The organism is Streptomyces sp. XH2 (genome assembly GCF_049725035.1).
In the GTDB taxonomy this organism is placed as follows: domain Bacteria; phylum Actinomycetota; class Actinomycetes; order Streptomycetales; family Streptomycetaceae; genus Streptomyces; species Streptomyces roseoverticillatus.
In genome coordinates this window covers 109,144-127,576 of record NZ_JBMMMZ010000005.1, presented here as the reverse complement: position 1 = coordinate 127,576, position 18,433 = coordinate 109,144, and the positions used below count along the sequence as shown (strand labels likewise).

Genomic DNA, 18,433 nt, shown 5'->3' with positions numbered 1-18,433 from the left:
CCGCTCCCCGGAGCAGTTCTGGGAGCTGATCTCCGAAGGCACCGACGCCATCACCGACTTCCCCGTCAACCGCGGCTGGGACACCGGCCTCCACCACCCCGACCCCGACCACCCCGGCACCACCTACTCCACCCAGGGCGGCTTCCTGCACGACGCGGGCGAGTTCGACGCCGGATTCTTCGGCATCTCACCGCGCGAGGCCCTGTCCATGGACCCGCAGCAGCGGCTGCTGCTGGAGACCACCTGGGAGGCGTTCGAACAGGCCGGCATCGACCCCACCGGCCTCCACGGCAGCCCGACCGGGGCCTTCATCGGCTCCACCTACCAGGAGTACGGGTTCGGCATCGACGACAGCTCCGCCGGCCACCTGGTGACCGGCACCAGCCCCAGCGTCCTCTCCGGCCGGCTCTCGTACCTCTTCGGCCTGGAGGGCCCGGCGGTCACCGTCGACACCGCCTGCTCCTCGTCCCTGGTCGCCCTGCACCTGGCCTGCCAGTCGCTGCGCAACGGCGAGAGCTCCCTCGCCCTGGCCGGCGGCGCCACCGTGATGACCAACCCCAGCCCGTTCATCGCCTTCAGCCGCCAGCGCGCCCTCGCGGGCGACGGCCGCTGCAAGGCGTTCTCCGACGGCGCCGACGGCATGACCCTCGCCGAAGGCGTCGGCATCCTCGTCCTGGAACGGCTCTCCGACGCGCAGCGCAACGGACACGAGGTCCTCGCCGTCGTCCGCGGCTCGGCCATCAACCAGGACGGCGCCTCCAACGGCCTGTCCGCGCCCAACGGCCCCTCCCAGCAGCGCGTCATCCGCCAGGCCCTCGCCAACGCCGGGCTCGCCCCCGCCGACATCGACGCCGTCGAGGCCCACGGCACCGGCACCGCCCTCGGCGACCCCATCGAAGCCCAGGCCCTCCTCGCCACCTACGGCAAGGACCGCGACACCGCGCGCCCACTGCTCCTGGGCTCCGTGAAGTCCAACATCGGCCACACCCAGTCGGCGGCCGGCGTCGCCGGCGTCATCAAGATGGTCATGGCCCTGCGCCACGGCGCACTGCCGCGCACCCTGCACGCCGACACCCCCTCCACCCACGTCGACTGGACCCCCGGCACGGTCTCCCTCCTGACCGACGGGGCCGGCTGGCCCGAGGGCGAGCGCCCGCGCCGCTGCGCCGTCTCCTCCTTCGGCATCAGCGGAACCAACGCCCACACCATCCTCGAAGAGGCGCCCCGGCCGCAGGAGACGGCCCCCGCGCCGGAGACCGGACCGGTGCCCCCGGTCGGCGGCGTCATCCCCTGGGTGCTGTCCGCCCGGACCCCCGGAGCCCTGCGCGCCCAGGCCGCCCGCCTCGCCGCCCACCTCGACGACGCGTCCCCGGCCGCCCTCGACACCGGCCATTCCCTGCTGGCCTCCCGCACGCTCTTCGAACACCGCGCCGTCGTCATCGGCACCGGCGGCGACGAGGCGAGGGCCGCCCTCGGCGCCCTCGGCGAAGGACGCTCGCTCCCCGGCGTCGTCCAGGGCGTCGCCGACACCGACGGCAAGACCGTGTTCGTCTTCCCCGGCCAGGGCTCCCAGTGGGCCGGCATGGGGGCACGCCTGCTGGAGGAGTCCCCGGTCTTCGCCGAGCGCCTGACCGAGTGCGCCACGGCCCTGTCCGCGTTCACCGACTGGTCCCTGCTCGACGTCATCCGCCAGGCCGACGGCGCGCCCACCCTGGACCGCGTCGACGTCGTCCAGCCCGCCTCGTGGGCCGTCATGGTCTCCCTGGCCGAGATGTGGCGCTCCCACGGCATCACCCCCGACGCCGTCGCCGGCCACTCGCAGGGCGAGATCGCCGCGGCCGCCGTCGCCGGCGCCCTGTCGCTGGAGGACGCCGCCCGCGTCGTGGCGCTGCGCAGCCGGGCCATCGGCCGCGTGCTGGCCGGCTCCGGCGGCATGATGTCCGTCCCGCTGCCCGTCACCGACGTCGAGGAGCGCCTACGCGCGTACGAGGGCCTGTCCGTCGCCGCCGTCAACGGCCCCCGGTCCGTCGTCGTCTCCGGCGCCCCCGGCCCGCTGGACGCCCTCCAGGCCGAGCTGACCGCCGAGGACGTCCGCGCCAAGCGCGTCGCCGTGGACTACGCCTCGCACTCCGCGCAGGTCGAGCTGGTGCGGGACGAGCTGCGCGAGGTCCTCGCTCCGGTCCGCCCCCGCCCCGCGCACGTCCCGTTCTTCTCCACGGTCACCGGCGACTGGCTCGACGCCGGGTCCGCCGGCCTGGACGCCGACTACTGGTACACCAACCTCCGCACGACCGTCCGCTTCGAGCCCGCCGTGCGCGAGCTGCTCGCCCAGGACCACCGCTTCTTCATCGAGGTCAGCTCCCACCCGGTGCTGTCCATGGCCGTCCAGGAGACGGCCGAGGACGCCGGCCGCCCGGCCGTGGTGCTCGGCACCCTCCGGCGCGACACCGGCGGCACCGACCGCTTCCTGACCTCCCTGGCCGAGGCGTTCGTCCGGGGCGCCGGCGCCGACTGGACCCGCGTCCTCGACGGCACCGGCGCCCGCCGCGTGCCCCTGCCCACGTACGCCTTCCAGCGCGAACACCTGTGGGCCGTGCCCGCCAAGCCCCGGAGCACGCACGAGGAGACCCCCGCCGACACGGAGTTCTGGACGGCGGTCGAGGAGGAGGACGTCGACTCCCTCGCCACCAGCCTGCGCCTGGACCGCGGCTCCCTGGCCCCGGTGCTCCCGGCGCTGTCCCACTGGCGCAAGCGCCGCCGCGACCAGTCGACCGTGGACTCCTGGCGCTACCGCGCCACCTGGAAGCCCCTGGCCGGGCTGCCCACCGCGGCCCTGACCGGCACCTGGCTCGTCGTCACCACCGACGACGCGGCCGCCGGCGAACTCACAGAAGCCCTCGCCGCCCACGGCGCCGCGCCGCGCACCCTCGTCCTGGACGACGCCTGCGCCGACCGCACGGTCCTGGCCGCGCGCCTCACCGGGCTCGACGGCCTCGCGGACCTCACCGGCGTGGTGTCCCTGCTGGCCGCGGCCGAGGAGCCGGACCCGCAGCACCCGGCGCTCACCGCCGGGCTCGCCCTGACCATCTCGCTCGTCCAGGCGCTCGGCGACACCGCCGTCGACGCACCCCTGTGGTGCCTGACCCGCGGCGCCGTCTCCACCGGCCGCGCCGACCGGCTGACCCGGCCCGCCCAGGCCCAGATCCACGGCCTCGGCTGGACGGCCGCCCTCGAACACCCGCAGCGCTGGGGCGGCGTCATCGACCTGCCCGAGCACCTCGACCGGCGCGCCGCCGAACGCCTCGCCGCCCTCCTCACCGGCCGCACCGGCGAGGACCAGCTCGCCGTCCGCCCCTCCGGCGTCCTCGCCCGCCGCATCGTCCGCGCCGCCTCCGCCGGCGCGGACCCGGCCCGCCCGTGGACGCCCCGCGGCACCACCCTCGTCACCGGCGGCACCGGCACCCTCGCCCCCCACCTGGCCCGGTGGCTCGCCCGGCAGGGCGCCGAGCACATCGTGCTCACCAGCCGCCGTGGCCCGGCCGCACCCGGCACGGCCGACCTCCTCCAGGAACTGGCCGAGCTCGGCTGCGAAGCCACCGCCGTCGCCTGCGACCTGACCGACCGCGACGCCGTCGCCGGCATGCTCGACACGCTCAAGGCCGACGGGCACACCGTCCGCACGGTCGTGCACACCGCCGTCACCATCGAACTCGCACCGCTCGCCGAAACGACCCCCGACGCCTTCGCGAAGGTCGTCGACGCCAAGGTCACCGGCGCCCGCCACCTCGACGAACTCCTCGACGACGACGAGCTCGACGCCTTCGTCCTGTACTCCTCCACCGCGGGCATGTGGGGCAGCGGGGCGCACGCCGCCTACGTCGCCGCCAACGCCTACCTCAACGCCCTCGCCGAGCACCGCCGCGCCCGGGGCGCCCACGCCACCGCCGTCTCCTGGGGCATCTGGGCCGACGACCTGAAGCTCGGCCGCGTCGACCCCGGCCAGATCCGCCGCAGCGGACTCGTCTTCATGGACCCCCGACTCGCCCTCACCGGGCTGCGGCAGGCCCTCGACGACGACGAGACGGTCCTCGCCGTCGCCGACGTGGACTGGGAGCGCTACCACCCCGTCTTCACCTCGGCACGGCCCGCCCCCCTCTTCGAGGACGTCCCCGAGGTCCGGCGGCTGACGGAGCGGACCGCCGAAACCCCCTCCTCCGCCAACGAGTTCACCACCCGGCTCCTCGCCCTGGCCCCCGCCGAGCAGGACCGCCTCCTGCTCGACCTCGTCCGCGGCGAAGCGGCCACCGCGCTCGGCCACGCCTCGCCGGACACCCTCTCCGAACAGCGGGCCTTCCGCGACGTCGGCTTCGACTCGCTCACCGCCGTCGACCTGCGCAACCGGATCGCCACCGTCACCGGGCTCGCCCTGCCGAGCACGATGGTCTTCGACTACCCCAACCCGCTCGCGCTCGTCGCCTTCCTGCGCGACCGGATCGCGGGCGCCCGCACCGGCTCCGCCGTCGCCGCCCAGGCACCCGCGGCCCCCGGCGCCGGCGACGAGCCCATCGCCGTCATCGGCATGGGCTGCCGCTACCCGGGCGGCGTCACCTCCCCGGAAGACCTGTGGCGCATCGTCACCGAAGGCATCGACGCCACCGGCGAGTTCCCCACCGACCGCGGCTGGGACACCGAGGGCCTCTACGACCCCGACCCCGACCGCCCGGGCCGCACCTACTCCACCCGCGGCGGCTTCCTCCACGACGCCGCCGACTTCGACGCCGCCTTCTTCGGCATCTCGCCCCGCGAGGCCCTCGCCATGGACCCCCAGCAGCGCCTGCTGCTGGAGACCTCCTGGGAGGCGCTGGAGCGCGCCGGCATCGACCCCGCCACCCTGCGCGGCAGCAGCACCGGCACCTTCATCGGCGCCAGCTACCAGGACTACGCCACCCGGGCCGCGAGCCCGGAGGGCGCCGAGGGACACGCCATCACCGGCACCATCTCCAGCGTCCTGTCCGGCCGCCTGTCCTACACCTACGGATTCGAGGGCCCGGCCGTCACCCTCGACACCGCCTGCTCCTCGTCCCTCGTCGCCCTGCACCTGGCCTGCCAGTCGCTGCGCAACGGCGAGAGCTCCCTCGCGCTCGCCGGCGGCGTCAGCATCATGGCCACGCCGTTCCCGTTCGTCGGCTTCAGCCGCCAGCGGGCCATGGCCGCCGACGGACGCTGCAAGGCCTACTCCGACCAGGCCGACGGCATGAGCCTGGCCGAGGGCGTCGGCCTCGTCCTCGTCGAGCGGCTCTCCGACGCCCTCCGCAACGGACACGAGGTCCTCGCCGTGATCCGCGGCTCCGCCGTCAACCAGGACGGCGCCTCCAACGGGCTCACCGCCCCCAACGGCCCGTCCCAGCAGCGCGTCATCGCCCAGGCCCTCGCCAACGCCGGCGTGCCCGCCGCCGAGGTCGACGTCGTCGACGGACACGGCACCGGCACGGCCCTCGGCGACCCCATCGAGGCCCAGGCCCTGCTCGCCACCTACGGCCAGGACCGCGACCCCGGACGGCCGCTGCTGCTCGGCTCCGTGAAGTCCAACATCGGCCACACCCAGATGGCGTCCGGCGTCGCCAGCGTCATCAAGATGGTCATGGCCCTGCGCCACGCGTCCGTGCCCCGCAGCCTGCACATCGACCGGCCCTCCTCGCACGTCGACTGGAGCTCCGGCACCATCCGCCTGCTCACCGAGGCGCAGGACTGGCCGGGCACCGGGCACCCCCGCCGCGCCGGCGTCTCCTCCTTCGGCCTCAGCGGTACCAACGTCCACACCGTCCTCGAACAAGCCCCGGACCAGCGGCCGGAGGACGAGCGGCCGCAGGAGGAGACGGCGGATCCGGCCGGAGTCCTTCCCCTGACGCTCTCCGGACGCACCGAAGCGGGCCTGCGCGCCCAGGCCGGCCGGCTCCTGTCCCACCTCGCCGACCACCCCGCAACACCGCTCACCGACCTCGCCTTCTCCCTCGCCACCACCCGGTCCGCCCTGGAGCACCGCGCCGCCGTCGTCACCGACGACCACGCCACGCTCGCCCGCGCCCTGACCGCCCTGCGCGACGGCACCCCCGACGCCGGCCTGATCACCGGCGACCGCAGCCGCGGCCGTCTGGCCTTCCTCTTCACCGGCCAGGGCAGCCAGCGCCCCGGCATGGGCCGCGAGCTCTACGACCGCCACCCCGTCTACGCCGAGGCCCTCGACGCCGTACTGGCCCGCTTCGACCTCGAACTCGACCGCCCGCTGCGCGAGATCCTCTTCGCCGGACCGGACACCCCCGAGGCCGCGCTGCTCGACGACACCGGCTACACCCAGCCGGCCCTCTTCGCCCTCGAAGTGGCGCTGTTCCGGCTCGCCGAGTCCTGGGGCCTGCGCCCCGACCACGTCGCCGGGCACTCCATCGGCGAGATCGCCGCCGCGCACGCCGCCGGAGTCCTCTCCCTGGAGGACGCCTGCACCCTCGTCGCGGCGCGCGGCCGGCTGATGGCCGCCCTGCCCGCCGGCGGCGCCATGGTCTCCGTCGAGGCCGCCGAGGACGAGGTGCTGCCCCTGCTCGCCGCGTACCAGGGGCGCGCCTCCGTCGCCGCCGTCAACACCCCCTCCTCCCTGGTCGTCTCGGGCGACGAGGACGCGGTGTTCGCGATCGCCGCCCGCTGCGAGGAGCTCGGCCGCCGCACCAAGCGGCTGCGCGTCAGCCACGCCTTCCACTCGCCGCACATGGACGCGATGCTGGAGGACTTCGCCCGCGTCGCCGCCGGGATCACCTACGGGACGCCCTCGGTGCCGTTCGTGTCGACCGTCACCGGGGCGCCCGTCACCGCGGACGAACTCCGCTCGCCGGAGTACTGGACCGGCCAGGTGCGCGGCACCGTCCGCTTCGCCGACGCCGTGCGCCGGCTCACCGAGGACGGCGTGACCACCTTCTTCGAGCTCGGCCCGGACGGCGTGCTCTCCGGGGCGGTCCGCGGGACCGCCGGCGAGGAGAGCGGCGTCGTCGCCGTCCCCGCGCTGCGCCGCGACCGCCCCGAAGAGGCGGCCCTCACCACGGCCCTCGCCCGCCTGCACGTGCGCGGCGCACGGGTCGGCTGGAACGCCGTGTTCGCCGGCACCGGCGCCCGCCGGACCGCACTGCCGACCTACCCGTTCCAGCGCGAGCGCTACTGGCCCGAGGCGACCGCCGGGACTTCTGCCCCGGCCGGTCCCGCCGACGAGGCGGACGCCGTGTTCTGGTCGGCCGTCGAGCGCGCGGACCTCGCGTCCCTGGGCACCTCCCTGGACCTGGACGACGACACCCTCACCACCGTCGTGCCCGCCCTGGCCTCCTGGCGCCGCAAGCGCCGCGAGCAGGCCACCGTGGACGGCTGGCGCTACCGGGTCACCTGGAAGCCCCTGACCGGCGCGGCCGCCTCCGGCCCCGCGCAACCCGCCGGGACCTGGCTCGTCCTCGCACCGGCCGGCACCGCCGACCCGGAATGGCTCGACACGGTCACCGGCGCCCTCGGCACCGAAGCCGTCCGCGTCGACGTCACCACCCCGCGGCGCGAGGACCTGGCCGACCGGCTGCGCGAACTGATCGGCGAAGGCCGGGAGTTCACCGGAGTCCTGTCCCTGCTCGCGGCGGACGACACGTACGGCGAGGACGGCGTCCCCGCCGGCCTGCTCCTCACGGCGGCAGCCGTCCAGGCCCTGGGCGACGCCGGCATCGAGGCGCCCCTGTGGTGCGTCACCCGCACCGCCGTGGCCGCCGGCCGCTCCGAGCACCTCGCCCGCCCGGCCCAGGCCGCCGTCTGGGGCCTCGGCCGCGTCGTCGCCCTGGAACACCCCGAGCGCTGGGGCGGTCTCATCGACCTCCCCGACGAGCTCACCGGCACCACCCTGCGCCGCCTGACCGGAGCGCTCGCCGGGACCGGCGGCGAGGACCAGCTCGCCGTACGCGCCACCGCCACCTACGCCCGCCGCCTGGCCCACCACCCGGTCGGGGACACCCCCGCACCCGGCGAGTTCCGGCCCACCGGCACCGTGCTCGTCACCGGCGGCACCGGCGCCCTCGGCGGCCACGTCGCCCGCTGGCTCGCCGAGCGCGGCGCACCGCACCTGCTGCTCGTCAGCCGACGCGGCGCCGACGCGCCCGGCGCCGGGGAACTGCGGGCTTCCCTCGAAGCGTCGGGCGCCCGCGTCACCCTGGCCGCATGCGACACCGCCGACCGCGACGCGCTCGCCGCCGTCCTGGCCGCGATCCCCGAAGAGCACCCGCTCACCGCCGTCTTCCACACCGCGGGCACCGTCGACGACGGCGTCGTGGACGCCCTCACACCCGAGAAGTTCGCCGCCGTCCTGCGCGCCAAGGCCACCGCCACGCTCGCCCTGCACGAGGCGACCCGCGGCCACGACCTGACCGCCTTCGTGCTCTTCTCCTCCGTCGCCGGCACCCTCGGCGCACCCGGCCAGGGCAACTACGCCGCCGCCAACGCCTTCCTCGACGCCTTCGCCGAGCACCGCCGCGCGGCGGGCCTGCCCGCGACCTCCCTCGCCTGGGGCCCCTGGGCCGAGGGCGGCATGGCCGCCGACGGAGCCGGCATCGAGAGCCGCGTCCGCCGCGGCGGCTTCACCCCCATGGCACCCGCACAGGCACTCACCGCCCTGCGCCACGCCGTCGAGCACGACACCACCGTGCTGACCCTCGCCGACGTCGACTGGGGCCGCTACGCCGACGCGTTCACGGCCCTCCGCCCCAGCCCCTTCGTCGGCGACCTCCCCGAACTGCGCACCGCCACCGCACCGGCCGGCGGGGCACCGCAGGCCGCCCCGCGCGAACCGGCACTGCGCCGGCAGCTCGCCGGGCTGTCCCCGACCGCACGCCCCCGCTTCGTCCTCGACCTGCTGCGCGGGCAGGTGGCCGCGGTCCTCGGGCACTCCGGCACCGGCGCCATCGCCGCCGACCAGCCCTTCAGCGACCTCGGCTTCGACTCGCTGACCATCGTCGAACTGCGCAACGCCCTGACGTCCGCCACCGGGCTCAAACTGCCCGCGACGCTCGTCTACGACTATCCGACCCCGCTCGCCCTCGCGGGCTTCCTGCTCACCGAACTCCTCGACACGCTGCCCGATAAGGGTCAGGCCGCCGCCCCGGCCCCGGCCGGACGGGCGGCGGACGACGACCCGGTCGTCATCGTCGGCATGAACTGCCGCTTCCCCGGCGGCGTGCGCTCCCCCGAGGACCTCTGGGACCTGCTGGTCCGCGGCGGGGACGCGATCTCCGGATTCCCCGCCGACCGCGGCTGGGACCTCACCGCGCTCGCCCGGGGCGCCTCGGCGACCCTCGACGGCGGATTCCTCGACGGCATCGGCCTCTTCGACGCCGCCTTCTTCGGGATCTCGCCCCGCGAGGCCCTGGCCATGGACCCGCAGCAGCGCCTGCTGCTGGAGACGGCCTGGGAGGTCTTCGAGCGCGCCGGCATCGACGCGACCACCCTGCGCGGCAGCCGCACCGGCGTCTTCGTCGGCACCAACGGCCAGGACTACGTCAACCTCCTGCGCCGGGGCACCGCCGACGTCCGCGGCCACGTCGCCACCGGCAACACCGCCAGCGTCATGTCCGGCCGGCTCTCGTACGCCTTCGGCTTCGAGGGCCCGGCCGTCACGGTCGACACGGCCTGCTCGTCGTCGCTCGTCGCCCTGCACATGGCCGCGCAGTCCCTGCGCTCCGGCGAGTGCACGCTGGCCCTGGCCGGCGGTGTCTCGGTCATGTCCGGCCCCGACTCCTTCACCGAGTTCACGGTCCAGGGCGGGCTGGCCCCCGACGGCCGCTGCAAGCCCTTCGCCGACTCGGCCGACGGCACGAGCTGGTCCGAGGGCGTGGGCGTCCTCGTCCTGGAACGGCTCTCCGACGCCCGCCGCAACGGCCACGACGTCCTGGGCGTCGTACGCGGCACCGCCGTCAACCAGGACGGCGCCTCCAACGGCCTGACGGCCCCCAGCGGGCGGGCCCAGCAGCGCGTCATCCGGCGGGCCCTCACCGACGCCGGCCTCGCCCCCGCCGACGTCGACGCCGTCGAGGCGCACGGCACCGGCACCCGGCTCGGCGACCCCATCGAGGCCCAGGCCCTCATCGCCGCCTACGGCCAGGAGCGGCCCCGCCCCCTGCTGCTCGGCACGGTCAAGTCGAACCTCGGCCACACCCAGGCCGCCGCGGGCGTCGCCGGCATCATCAAGATGGTCCTGGCGATGCGGCACGGCGTGCTGCCGCAGAGCCTGCACATCGACACCCCGACCACGCACGTCGACTGGGCGGACGGCGCCCTCTCGCTCATCACCGAGCGGCAGGAGTGGCCGGAGACCGGGCACGCCCGGCGGGCCGGCGTCTCCGCCTTCGGCGTCAGCGGCACCAACGCCCACGTCATCGTCGAACAGGCACCGGAGGAGCAGGAGCCGGTCACGGAAGAGCCCACTGACAGGCCGGGCCCGGTGCCCTGGCCGGTGTCGGCCAAGTCCGAGGCCGCGCTGACGGCGCAGCTGGAGCGGCTCTCCGCACTGACCGGCCGGTCTCCGGCCGACGTGGGGCACTCCCTGGCCACCGGCAGGGCCGCGTTCGCCCACCGCGCGGTGCTGCTGGCCGACGGCGAGCGGATCTCCGAACTCGCCCGCGGCACCGCCCGGGACAGCGCCGGGAAACTCGCGGTGCTCTTCTCGGGCCAGGGCTCGCAGCGCGCCGGGATGGGCCGGGAGCTGTACGCGCGCTTCCCGGTGTTCGCCGAGGCACTCGACGCGGTGGCGGCCCACTTCGACGCCGAGCTGGAGCGGCCGCTCCACGACGTGATGTCCGGCGAGGCGGACGGGCTGGACGAGACCGGCTACACGCAGCCCGCGCTGTTCGCGATCGAGGTGGCTCTCTTCCGGCTCGTGGAGTCGTGGGGGATCAGCCCGGACTACGTCGCCGGCCACTCGATCGGTGAGATCGCGGCGGCGCACGTGGCCGGGGTGTTCTCGCTGGAGGACGCGTGCCGCCTGGTGGCGGCCCGGGCGCGGCTGATGAACGCCCTCCCCGCGGGCGGCGCGATGGTCGCCGTCCAGGCGGCGGAGGCTGAGGTTTCCGCGCGGCTGGTGGACGGGGTGTCGATCGCGGCGGTCAACGGTCCCGAGGCCGTCGTCGTCTCCGGGAACGGGACCGAGGTCCTGCGCATCGCCGCGGAGTTCGCCGCCGAGGGCCGCAAGACGCAGCGGCTGCCGGTGAGCCACGCCTTCCACTCGCCCCTGATGGAACCGATGCTGGACGGCTTCCGCCGGGTCGCCGAGAGCCTGTCCTTCGACGCCCCTCGGATCCCGGTCGTGTCGAACGTGACCGGCGAGCTCGCCTCCGAGGACGTGCTGTGCTCGGCGGAGTACTGGGTCCGGCACGTCCGTGAGACCGTGCGTTTCGCCGACGGCGTCCGCACCCTCGCCGCCGAGGGCGCCTCGGCCTTCCTGGAGCTGGGCCCGGACGGTGTCCTCACCGCCATGGCCCAGCACGTCCTGGAGGACGCCCCCGTCGCGGTCGCGGCGCTCCGCAAGGACCGCCCCGAGGAGACGGCCCTGCTGACCGCCCTCGCGCGCCTTCACGTGACGGGTGCCGACGTGGACTGGGCCGGGTTCTTCGCCGGCACCGGCGCCCGCCGCACCGACCTGCCCACCTACCCCTTCCAGCACGAGTGGTACTGGCCGGAGACCGCCCGGACGGACACCCAGGACCCCCTGGACGCCGACTTCTGGGCCGCGGTGGAGCGCGGCGACCTGGAGTCGCTGTCGGCCGGCCTCGGTCTGGACGACACCGCGCTGTCGGCCCTGGTGCCCGCCCTGTCCACCTGGCGCCGCAAGCGCGCCGAGCGCTCGGCCGCCGACGGCCTGCGGTACCGGGTGACGTGGAAGGCGCTCACCGGGACCGCCTCGCGCCCCCTCCCCGGGCCGTGGCTGGCGCTCGTCCCGGCGGGAAGCACCGACGACGCGTGGACCGCATCCGTGGTCGCGGCCCTCGGCGACGAGGCCGTCCGCGTCGAGACCGACGTGACGGACCCGGCCGCGCTGACCGGCCGCCTCACCGGACTCGCCGCCGGGGAAACCGGTTTCGCGGGCGTCGTCTCGCTGCTCGCCGCCTCGGACGCCGGAGCCGTACCCGTAGGCACGGCATGGCCGGACGAGGCTCTACGGGCCCTGGCGGATGCCGGTGTCGAAGCCCCGCTGTGGTGCGTCACCCGCGGCGCGGTGTCCGTGGACGACGCGGACGCCGCCGTGAGCACGGCCCAGGCCACCGTGTGGGGGCTCGGCCGCGTGGCGGCCCTGGAGCACCCGGAGCGCTGGGGCGGTCTCGTCGACGTGACGGACGTGCTCGACGAGAGCTCGGCCGACCGGTTCCGTGCCGTGCTCTCCGGCACGGACGGCGAGGACCAGGTGGCGCTGCGGCCCTCGGGCGCCTTCGGGCGCCGGCTGGTGCGCGCCACGACGGACGCCCGGACGGCGTCGTGGCAGCCCTCCGGCACGGTCCTCGTCGTCGGCGCGGCGTCCGGCACCGGCGGCCACGTCGCCCGCCGGCTCGCCGAACAGGGCGCCCGGCACGTCGTACTGGCGGCCGGCCCGACCGCACCGGACGCGGCGGAGGAGCTGAGCACCGAACTCGACGGCATGGGCGCCGGGATGACGCTCACCACCTGCGACCCGGCCGACGGCGATGCGCTGCTGACCGCGCTCGCCTCGGCCCCGGAGCCCCTGACGGCGGCGGTGTACGCCGACGGGCCCGGACCGTCCTCCGCCGACGATCCGGCCACGTCCCTGGCCGCGCTGCACGCGGGCGTCGAGAACGTGGCGGCCGTGGCCGGCGCGGCGGCCGGTGACCGGCCCCTGGACGCGTTCGTCCTCTTCTCCACGATCGCCGGCACCTGGGGTGCGGGCGGCAGGGGAGCGGAAGCGGCGGCCGGGGCCCTGCTGGACGCCCTGGCCCTGCGGTACCGCGCACGCGGACTGCGTGCCCTGTCGGTCGCGTGGGGCGCTTGGACGGACACCACCGCCGGCAGCCTGGCCGCGCACCTGCGGGCCAACGGCCTGCCCGCGACGGACCCCCGGCCCGCACTGACCGCGCTCGACCGCTCCATCGGAGACGACACCGCCTCGGTGACGGTCGCCGACGTGCGGTGGGACGTCTTCGCCCCGGCCTTCACCCGCACCCGGCACAGTGCCCTCTTCGGGGAACTGCCCGAGGCCCGCGAGGCCCTGGCCGGCTCCGGCGCCACCGGCCCCGACGCGGCCGCCGCCGCGTCCGGGCTCCGGGCCGGACTCGCGGCCCGCGAGGCCGAGGAGCGGACCGAGGCGCTGCTGGCCGTGGTCCGCGCCGAGGTGGCCTCGGTGCTCGGGTTCGCCGACGCGGACGCCGTCCCGACCGGGCAGCCCTTCAGGGACCTCGGCTTCGACTCGCTGACCGCGGTCGACCTCCGCAACCAGCTCGCCACCGCGACCGGCCTGTCCCTGCCCGCAACCCTCGTCTTCGACTACCCGACGGCCGAGGTACTGGCCACCCACCTACTGTCCGAACTCTTCGGCGAAGACGGCGAGGAGAACGCCAGCGCTGCTGCGGTGCGGTCGCGCGGCGCCGCCACGGCCGACGACCCCGTCGTGATCGTCGGCATGAGCTGCCGCTACCCCGGCGGGGTCCGCTCGCCCGAGGACCTGTGGGACCTGCTGGCGGCCGGCGGCGACGCCATCGGCGGCTTCCCCACCGACCGCGGCTGGGACCTGGACCGGCTGCTGCACGGCGACCGCGACGGCCGCGGCGCGACCGTCGCCCGGGGCGGCGGGTTCCTCCACGACGTGGCGGACTTCGACGCCGGATTCTTCGGCATCTCCCCGCGCGAGGCCGCCGTCATGGACCCGCAGCAGCGCATCCTGCTGGAAGCCTCCTGGGAGGCCCTGGAGCGGGCCGGCATCGACCCGGCCGGGCTGCGCGGCGGTGACACGGGCGTGTTCATCGGCGGCGGATCGGGCGACTACCGGCCCGAGGCGGGCCAGCTCGGTCACGCGCAGACCGCCCAGTCGGCCAGCCTGCTCTCCGGCCGGGTCTCGTACTCCCTCGGCCTGGAAGGCCCGTCCGTCAGCGTCGACACGGCCTGCTCGTCCTCGCTGGTCGCCCTCCACCTCGCGGCCCAGGCCCTGCGCAACGGCGAGTGCCCGCTCGCGCTCACCGGCGGCGTGACGGTGATGTCCACCCCGGTGAACTTCGTCGAGTTCGGGGAGATGGGCGCCCTCGCGCCGGACGGCCGCTGCCGGGCCTTCTCGGCCTCGGCGGGCGGCACCGGCTGGTCCGAGGGCGTGGGCGTCCTCGTCCTCGAACGCCTCTCGGACGCCCGCCGCAACGGGCACGAGGTCCTCGCCGTCCTGCGCGGCTCGGCCGTCAACCAGGACGGTGCCAGCAACGGCATCACCGCCCCCAACGGCCCCTCGCAGCGCCGCGTCATCCGGCGCGCGCTGGCCGACGCCGGCCTGGCACCGGCCGACGTGGACGCCGTCGAGGCCCACGGCACCGGCACCACCCTGGGCGACCCGATCGAGGCCCAGGCGCTGCTTGCCACGTACGGCCAGGACCGCGAGCGGCCGCTGCTGCTGGGATCGGTGAAGTCCAACATCGGCCACACCCAGGCCGCCGCCGGCGTCGCCGGGGTGATCAAGATGGTCCTGGCGATGCGGCACGGCGTCCTGCCCCGGTCCCTGCACCTCGACGAGCCGTCGGCCCACGTCGACTGGACCACCGGCGCGATCGAGCTGCTGGCCGCCGAGACCGCCTGGCCGGAGACCGGCCGCCCGCGCCGGGCCGGCATCTCGGCCTTCGGCGCCAGCGGCACCAACTCCCACGTCGTCATCGAGCGTCCCGAGCCGGCCGCGAAGGCTGCCGAGCCGGCGGAGGAACCCCGCGGCCTGCTGCCCGTACCCGTCTCGGCCGCCGCGCCGGACGCGCTGCGGGACCAGGCCCGGCAGCTGCACGCCTACGTGACCCGGCGCCCCGCACTCACCGTCGCCGAGCTCGCGCTGTCCGCCGCGACGACCCGGTCAACCTTCCCGTACCGGGCCGCGGTCCTCGCCGACGGCCGCGACGACCTGCTCCGGGGCCTGGCCGCGCTGGCCGACGGCACCGACGCACCGCAGGTCGTCCGCGGGGACACGGAGGCGCGCCGCGGGAAGCTGGCGGTGCTGTTCTCCGGCCAGGGCTCGCAGCGCGCCGGGATGGGCCGGGAGCTGTCCGCGCGCTTCCCGGTGTTCGCCGAGGCCCTCGACGCGGTGCTGGCGCACCTCGACGGCGAGCTGCGGGACGTGATGTTCACCGACGCGGAGCGCCTGAACGAGACCGGCTTCACCCAGCCCGCGCTCTTCGCGGTCGAGGTGGCGCTGTACCGGCTCGTCGAATCCTGGGGCGTCCGCCCGGACTTCGTTGCCGGGCACTCCGTCGGCGAGATCGCGGCGGCCCACGTCGCCGGGGTCTTCTCCCTGGAGGACGCCTGCCGGCTGGTGGCCGCACGGGCGCGGCTGATGAACGGCCTGCCCGCGGGCGGCGCCATGGTCGCCGTACGAGCCCCCGAGGACGACGTGCTGGCCCACTTGACCGACGGCGTGTCGGTCGCCGCGGTCAACGGCCCGGACTCCGTCGTCCTCTCCGGCGACGAGGCCGCCGTCCTCGCCCTCGCGGAGAAGCTCACGGCCGACGGCCGGAAGACTACGCGTTTGCGGGTCAGCCATGCGTTTCACTCCCTGCACATGGACGCCATCCTTGAGGACTTCCGGCAGGTCGCCCGGGGCATCGCCTACGACGCCCCGGCGATCCCGCTCGTGTCCGACCTCACCGGCGAGACGGCGGACGAACGGCAGGTGTGCTCCCCGGACTACTGGGTGCGCCACGTCCGCGAGGCCGTCCGCTTCGGCGACGGCGTACGCACCCTCGCCGGGCGCGGCGTGTCCGTCTTCCTGGAGCTCGGCCCCGACGGCTCCCTGAGCGCCATGGCCCAGGACACCCTCGACGCCCTGTCCTCGCGGGCGGTGACCGTACCGGCCCTGCGCAAGGACCGCGGCGAGGAAGTGTCCGTGCTCACCGCGCTCGCCCGGCTGCACGTCGGCGGGCTGAGCCCGCGCTGGCCCGCCGTCCTGGGCACCGACGCGACCACGCCCCGCCGCACCGACCTGCCCACCTACCCCTTCCGGCACCAGCGGTTCTGGCCGGAGACGCCGGCCGCCACCGGCTCCCCTACGACCGGCGGCGAGGACGACGGCTTCTGGTCGGCCGTGGCCGACGAGGACTTCGCCGCGCTGGAAGCGACCCTGAACGTGGACGGCGACGCGCTGTCCAAGGTGCTCCCGGCGCTCGCGGACTGGCGCCGCCGGCGCGGTGACGAAAGCACCGTCGACGGCTGGCGGCAGCAGATCACCTGGAAGCCGCTCACCCTCGCGTCCCCCCGGGCGGCAACGGGCAGCCGGCTCGCCGTGATCCCGGCGGGACACGCCGGCGACCCCTGGGTCGCCGACGTCCTGACCGCCCTCGGCCCGGACGTGACGCGACTGGAGGTCCACAGCCCCGGACGCGAGGAACTGGCCGGCCGGCTGCGGGAGACGACCGCCGGCGGACGCGCGTTCACCGGCGTGCTCTCCCTGCTCGCCCTGGCGACCGCGCCCGCCGCCGGGGCGGACGCCCCCGAAGGCCTGGCGCTCACCACCGCGCTGATCCAGGCGCTCGGCGACGCGGACATCACCGCACCCCTGTGGTGCGTCACGCGCGGCGCCGTCGCGGCCTCGCCCACCGAGCCCGTGCCCGGCGCCGTCCAGGCAGCGGTGTGGGGGCTGGGGCGCGTCGCCGCCCTGGAGCACCCGCAGCGCTGGGGCGGCCTGATCGACCTGCCCGAAACCCTCGACCAGCGGACCGCGGAACGCTTCGCCGCGGTCCTTGCGGCCCCCGGCGACGAGGACCAGATCGCGGTACGGCCCTCCGCCGCCCTCGGCCGCCGGCTCGTACCCGTACCGGCCGGGCGCACCGCGCAGGAGTGGAACCCCACCGGCACCGTCCTGATCACCGGTGGCACCGGTGCGCTGGGCTCCCGGGTGGCACGCGAACTGGCCCGCGCCGGGGCACGACACCTGCTGCTCGTCAGCCGCCGGGGCCCCGACGCACCCGGCGCGGCCGGACTGCGGGCCGAACTCGCCGCGCTGGGCACACAGGTCACGCTCGCCGCCTGCGACGCCGCCGACCGCGACGCGCTCGCCGCCGTCCTCGCCGGCATCCCCGCCGAGGCGCCCCTGACCGGCGTCGTCCACACCGCCGGCGTGCTCGACGACGGCGTCCTCGACGGCCTCACCCCGGACCGCTTCGAGGCCGTCTTCCGCGCCAAGGCCGCTTCGGCCCAGGTCCTGCACGACCTCACCCGCGACCTGGACCCGGCCGTCTTCGCCCTGTTCTCCTCGTCGTCCGCCGCCGTCGGCAACCCCGGACAGGCCGCCTACGCCGCCGCCAACGCTTTCCTGGACGCCCTCGCCGAGCAGCGCCGGGCCGACGGCCTCGCCGCCACCTCGATCGCCTGGGGAGCCTGGGGAGGCGGCGGAATGGCCGGCGACGACCGGGCGGCCGCCGCGGCCCGCCGCACCGGCATCCGCCCCCTCGACCCGGACCTCGCCGTCACGGCGCTGCGCCGGGCGGTCATGGGCGGCCGGCCCACCGAGGTCGTCGTGGACGTCGAACCCGACCAGTTCGTACGGCACTTCACCGCCGTGCGCCCCAGCCCGCTCCTCGCGGAACAGCCCGGCGCCGCACACCACCCCGCCGGACACACGGACGAGGAGCCTCCCGCCACCGCCCTCCGCGAGCGGCTGACGGGCCTGCCGCCCGCGCAGCGCTCCGCGGCCGTACTGGACCTGGTGCGCACCCGGGCCGCCGCCGTCCTCGGACACCCCACGGCCGACGCCGTCGGCGCCGACCGGGCCTTCCGGGACCTCGGCTTCGACTCCCTCAGCGCGGTCGAGCTGCGCAACCGGCTCAACGCCGCGACGGGACTGAACCTCGCCGCGACACTCGTGTTCGACCACCCGAACCCCGCGGACCTGGCGGGCCACGTCCTCGGCCTGCTCCTCCCGCAGGACACGGCGCCGGAGACCGACGGCGACGACCTCGACCAGGCCGGCATCAGGGCCCTGCTCGCCACCGTCCCCGTGGCCCGGCTGCGCGAGAGCGGCGTCCTCGAACCCCTGCTGAAGCTCGCGGCCGAGGCGGCCGGGCAGGGCGCCGCGTCCGGCGGCGGGGCCGGCACGGAGGAGGCGCACGCCTACGACGAGTCGATCGACGCGATGGACGTCGACGACCTGGTGCGGGCGGCACTCGACGGCAATTCCCACCACGAGCGCTGA

1 protein-coding gene (cut by a window edge) is annotated in these 18,433 nt (G+C 76.0%); it reads left to right on the top strand.

Features of this window, described 5'->3' with window-relative positions:
* On the top strand, window positions 1-18,433 hold the 3' portion of the coding sequence (locus ACOTKD_RS11930) for a type I polyketide synthase (protein WP_424888869.1). It extends 10,112 nt beyond the left edge of the window; 18,433 of the gene's 28,545 nt are visible here — the last part of the coding sequence; its start codon lies off the left edge, out of view; it ends in the stop codon at window positions 18,431-18,433.